Source organism: Nocardioides rubriscoriae (assembly GCF_008087085.1).
GTDB classification, from domain to species: domain Bacteria; phylum Actinomycetota; class Actinomycetes; order Propionibacteriales; family Nocardioidaceae; genus Nocardioides; species Nocardioides rubriscoriae.
This window is the reverse complement of record NZ_VIYJ01000023.1, coordinates 1-5,455: the sequence shown is the minus strand read 5'-3', so window position 1 is coordinate 5,455 and position 5,455 is coordinate 1. Positions and strand designations below refer to the sequence as shown.

Sequence of the window (5,455 nt, the reverse complement as noted above, 5' to 3'; positions counted from 1 at the left end):
TGCGTCTGATGTTTGAGAACTCAACAGTGTGTCATAGTCGACGAATTAGTTTGATGCTCGTCTGTTTGTTGGATGGGTTTAGTTTTTTCGGCAATGATTCTGGCGATAGCTAGTAATCGTATTTGTCGGGAGTGAATTTTCTACGGAGAGTTTGATCCTGGCTCAGGACGAACGCTGGCGGCGTGCTTAACACATGCAAGTCGAGCGGTAAGGCACTTCGGTGTACACGAGCGGCGAACGGGTGAGTAACACGTGAGTAATCTGCCCTTCACTCTGGGATAAGCACTCGAAAGGGTGTCTAATACCGGATACGACCGATCCTCGCATGGGGTGTTGGTGGAAACTTTTGTGGGTGGGGGATGTGCTCGCGGCCTATCAGCTTGTTGGTGGGGTAATGGCCTACCAAGGCTTCGACGGGTAGCCGGCCTGAGAGGGTGACCGGCCACACTGGGACTGAGACACGGCCCAGACTCCTACGGGAGGCAGCAGTGGGGAATATTGGACAATGGGCGGAAGCCTGATCCAGCAACGCCGCGTGAGGGATGACGGCCTTCGGGTTGTAAACCTCTTTCAGTATTGACGAAGCGCCCGTGTGGGTGGTGACGGTAGGTACAGAAGAAGCACCGGCCAACTACGTGCCAGCAGCCGCGGTAATACGTAGGGTGCGAGCGTTGTCCGGAATTATTGGGCGTAAAGGGCTCGTAGGCGGTTTGTCGCGTCGGGAGTGAAAACACTGGGCTTAACCGAGTGCTTGCTTCCGATACGGGCAGACTTGAGGCATTGAGGGGAGAACGGAATTCCTGGTGTAGCGGTGAAATGCGCAGATATCAGGAGGAACACCGGTGGCGAAGGCGGTTCTCTGGCAATGTTCTGACGCTGAGGAGCGAAAGTGTGGGGAGCGAACAGGATTAGATACCCTGGTAGTCCACACCGTAAACGTTGGGCGCTAGGTGTGGGGCCTATTCCATGGGTTCCGTGCCGCAGCTAACGCATTAAGCGCCCCGCCTGGGGAGTACGGCCGCAAGGCTAAAACTCAAAGGAATTGACGGGGGCCCGCACAAGCGGCGGAGCATGCGGATTAATTCGATGCAACGCGAAGAACCTTACCTGGGTTTGACATACACCCTGCCGCTTCAGAGATGAGGCTTCTTTTGGGGGTGTACAGGTGGTGCATGGCTGTCGTCAGCTCGTGTCGTGAGATGTTGGGTTAAGTCCCGCAACGAGCGCAACCCTCGTTCTATGTTGCCAGCATGCCTTTCGGGGTGATGGGGACTCATAGGAGACTGCCGGGGTCAACTCGGAGGAAGGTGGGGATGACGTCAAGTCATCATGCCCCTTATGTCCAGGGCTTCACGCATGCTACAATGGCCGGTACAAAGGGCTGCGATCCCGTGAGGGGGAGCGAATCCCAAAAAGCCGGTCTCAGTTCGGATTGGGGTCTGCAACTCGACCCCATGAAGTCGGAGTCGCTAGTAATCGCAGATCAGCAACGCTGCGGTGAATACGTTCCCGGGCCTTGTACACACCGCCCGTCACGTCACGAAAGTCGGCAACACCCGAAGCCAGTGGCCTAACCACCTTGTGTGGGGGGAGCTGTCGAAGGTGGGGCTGGCGATTGGGACGAAGTCGTAACAAGGTAGCCGTACCGGAAGGTGCGGCTGGATCACCTCCTTTCTAAGGAGCACATACCCCGCGCCCACGACAAATGTTTGTGGGGCATTGGTGGTGTTCACTAGTGGAATCGTCGATGAAAGCTCTCCTGTGGGGGGCGTGTTTGGTTAGTACTGTCGCAAGCTTTGCTTGGGGCGTGGAATTCCGGGTGCGCAACTTGTGGGTGGGTGTGGCACACTGTTGGGCCCTGAGACATCAGGTCCAGATAGGCCCGGATGGGTTTGTCATGGCTGGTTGGTTTCTTGGTGTTTGTCATGTTGATAGTGGACGCGAGCATCAGCCCGCACCTGGTCTGCCCGGTTGGGTGGATGTCGGGGTGTTGGGTTGTGCAATTGTAGTGTTTTGTGTCTTTGTGTTGTGTTTGTTGAGTGTTTGTTTGGCAAGCATTAAAGGGCACATGGTGGATGCCTTGGCATCAAGAGCCGATGAAGGACGTTGGAGCCTGCGATAAGCCCTGGGGAGTTGGCAACCGAGCTGTGATCCGGGGGTGTCCGAATGGGGAAACCTGGCTGGAGTCATGTCCAGTCATCTCCGTCTGAATAAAATAGGGCGGTAGAGGGGAACGCGGGGAAGTGAAACATCTCAGTACCCGTAGGAAGAGAAAACAAAAGTGATTCCGAGAGTAGTGGCGAGCGAAATCGGATGAGGCCAAACCAGGTCCGTGTGATACCCGGCAGGGGTTGCGGTTCTGGGGTTGTGGGAGTGTTTGTCATGCGTCTGCCGGCGTGTGGGGCAGTAAGAAAGTGTGGTTGAAGTTGAAGTCCGTTGGAAAACGGCGCCGTAGAGGGTGATAGCCCCGTAGTCGTAGGATCATGCCTGCCTATAGCATTTCCCAAGTAACACGCCACCCCTGAAATGGTGTGTGAATCTGGCGGGACCACCCGTTAAGCCTAAATACTTCTTGATGACCGATAGCGGACTAGTACCGTGAGGGAAAGGTGAAAAGTACCCCTGGCGGGGAGTGAAATAGTACCTGAAACCGTGTGCCTACAATCCGTCAGAGCCCAGCCATCCGGTAGCCATATCGGGCGTGGGGGTGATGGCGTGCCTTTTGAAGAATGAGCCTGCGAGTTTGCGGTGTGTTGCGAGGTTAACCCGTGTGGGGTAGCCGTAGCGAAAGCGAGTCCTAATAGGGCGTTTCAGTAGCGCGCTCAAGACCCGAAGCGGAGTGATCTATCCATGGGCAGGTTGAAGCGCGGGTAAGACCGCGTGGAGGACCGAACCCACTTAGGTTGAAAACTGAGGGGATGACCTGTGGATAGGGGTGAAAGGCCAATCAAACTCCGTGATAGCTGGTTCTCCCCGAAATGCATTTAGGTGCAGCGTTGTGTGTTTCTTGCCGGAGGTAGAGCACTGGATAGCCGATGGGCCCTACCAGGTTACTGACGTTAGCCAAACTCCGAATGCCGGTAAGTGAGAGCGCAGCAGTGAGACGGCGGGGGATAAGCTCCGTCGTCGAGAGGGAAACAGCCCAGACCATCAGCTAAGGCCCCTAAGCGGTGACTAAGTGGAAAAGGATGTGGAGTCGCAGTGACAACCAGGAGGTTGGCTTGGAAGCAGCCACCCTTGAAAGAGTGCGTAATAGCTCACTGGTCAAGTGATTCCGCGCCGACAATGTAGCGGGGCTCAAGTCATCCGCCGAAGCTATGGCATTCACACTGTCGGAAGCGACGTCTCGGCCACTGGGTGGTCGGGTGTGTGGGTGGGTAGGGGAGCGTCGTGTCGCGGGTGAAGCTGCGGAGTGATCCAGTGGTGGACGCGACACGAGTGAGAATGCAGGCATGAGTAGCGAATCACGGGTGAGAAACCCGTGCGCCGAATGATCAAGGGTTCCAGGGTCAAGCTAATCTGCCCTGGGTAAGTCGGGACCTAAGGCGAGGCCGACAGGCGTAGTCGATGGACAACGGGTTGATATTCCCGTACCGGCAAAGTAGCGCCCATGACGAGCCCGGTGATGCTAACCATCCGAAGCCACGCTGACCGATCCCTTCGGGGTGAGGCGGTGTGGGGGAGCGTGGGATCCGATCCGGTAGTAGTCAAGCGATGGGGTGACGCAGGAAGGTAGCCCAGCCCGGGCGATGGTTGTCCCGGGGTAAGCGTGTAGGACGTGGCCTAGGCAAATCCGGGTCGCTGACTTTGATGTCGAGTTTGAGACGTGATGCCGAGCCATTATTGGTGAAGTGGGTGATCCTATGCTGTCGAGAAAAACCTCTAGCGAGCTATACGCCGCCCGTACCCCAAACCGACTCAGGTGATCAGGTAGAGAATACCAAGGCGATCGAGTGAACCATGGTTAAGGAACTCGGCAAAATGCCCCCGTAACTTCGGGAGAAGGGGGACCCGAACCGTCAACACCCTTGCGGTGGGTAGCGGGGAGGGTCGCAGAGACCAGGCCCAAGCGACTGTTTACTAAAAACACAGGTCCGTGCGAAGTTGTAAGACGATGTATACGGACTGACTCCTGCCCGGTGCTGGAAGGTTAAGAGGACCGGTTAGCTCACTTTGGTGGGTGAAGCTGAGAATTTAAGCCCCAGTAAACGGCGGTGGTAACTATAACCATCCTAAGGTAGCGAAATTCCTTGTCGGGTAAGTTCCGACCTGCACGAATGGAGTAACGACTTGGGCGCTGTCTCAACCATGGACTCGGCGAAATTGCACTACGAGTAAAGATGCTCGTTACGCGCGGCAGGACGGAAAGACCCCGGGACCTTTACTATAGTTTGGTATTGGTGTTTGGTTCGGCTTGTGTAGGATAGGTGGGAGACTGTGAAGCATTCACGCCAGTGGGTGTGGAGTCATCGTTGAAATACCACTCTGGTCGTACTAGATGTCTAACCTAGGTCCATGATCTGGATCAGGGACAGTGCCTGATGGGTAGTTTAACTGGGGCGGTTGCCTCCTAAAATGTAACGGAGGCGCTCAAAGGTTCCCTCAGCCTGGTTGGCAATCAGGTGGCGAGTGTAAGTGCACAAGGGAGCTTGACTGTGAGACAGACATGTCGAGCAGGGACGAAAGTCGGAACTAGTGATCTGGCCACGGCATGTGGAAGCGTGGTCACTCAACGGATAAAAGGTACCCCGGGGATAACAGGCTGATCTTCCCCAAGAGTCCATATCGACGGGATGGTTTGGCACCTCGATGTCGGCTCGTCGCATCCTGGGGCTGGAGTAGGTCCCAAGGGTTGGGCTGTTCGCCCATTAAAGCGGCACGCGAGCTGGGTTTAGAACGTCGTGAGACAGTTCGGTCCCTATCCGCCGCGCGCGTTGGAAACTTGAGAAAGGCTGTCCCTAGTACGAGAGGACCGGGATGGACGAACCTCTGGTGTGCCAGTTGTCCCGCCAGGGGCACGGCTGGTTGGCTACGTTCGGAAGTGATAACCGCTGAATGCATCTAAGCGGGAAGCACGTTTCAAGATGAGGTTTCCCACCACCTTGAGTGGTTAAGGCCCCCCACAGACCATGGGGTTGATAGGCCGGAGGTGTACAGCAGTAATGCCCAGCCGACCGGTACTAATAGGCCGAGGGCTTGCCACACAAACCCTCAACCAACACCACACGCGTAACACACGAAACAATTGTTGCGCTCGCGTCCACACACATGACTTACCCGCACCACCACACGCCCCTCTTGTTCGGGGTGGGGGTGTTGGGTACATAGAGTTACGGCGGCCATAGCGACAGGGAAACACCCGGTCCCATACCGAACCCGGAAGTTAAGCCTGCCAGCGCCGATGGTACTGCAATCGCGAGGTTGTGGGAGAGTAGGACGCCGCCGGACAAACATT

The 5,455-nt window shown here is 56.2% G+C and carries 3 rRNA genes; all 3 read left to right on the top strand.

From position 1 onward, the window contains the following. Positions 1–139: 139 nt before the first annotated feature. The 3 genes from FZC61_RS22755 to rrf all read left to right on the top strand — a co-directional run bounded on the left by FZC61_RS22755 (position 140) and on the right by rrf (position 5,448). Positions 140–1,674 (top strand): 16S ribosomal RNA (locus tag FZC61_RS22755). 374 nt (positions 1,675–2,048) lie between these two features. After that, a 23S ribosomal RNA gene (locus FZC61_RS22750) occupies positions 2,049–5,204 on the top strand. Between the two features lie 127 nt (positions 5,205–5,331). Next, positions 5,332–5,448: ribosomal RNA gene (gene rrf / locus FZC61_RS22745) — 5S ribosomal RNA — on the top strand. The 16S, 23S and 5S rRNA genes sit together here, the layout of an rRNA operon. Positions 5,449–5,455 lie beyond the last annotated feature (7 nt).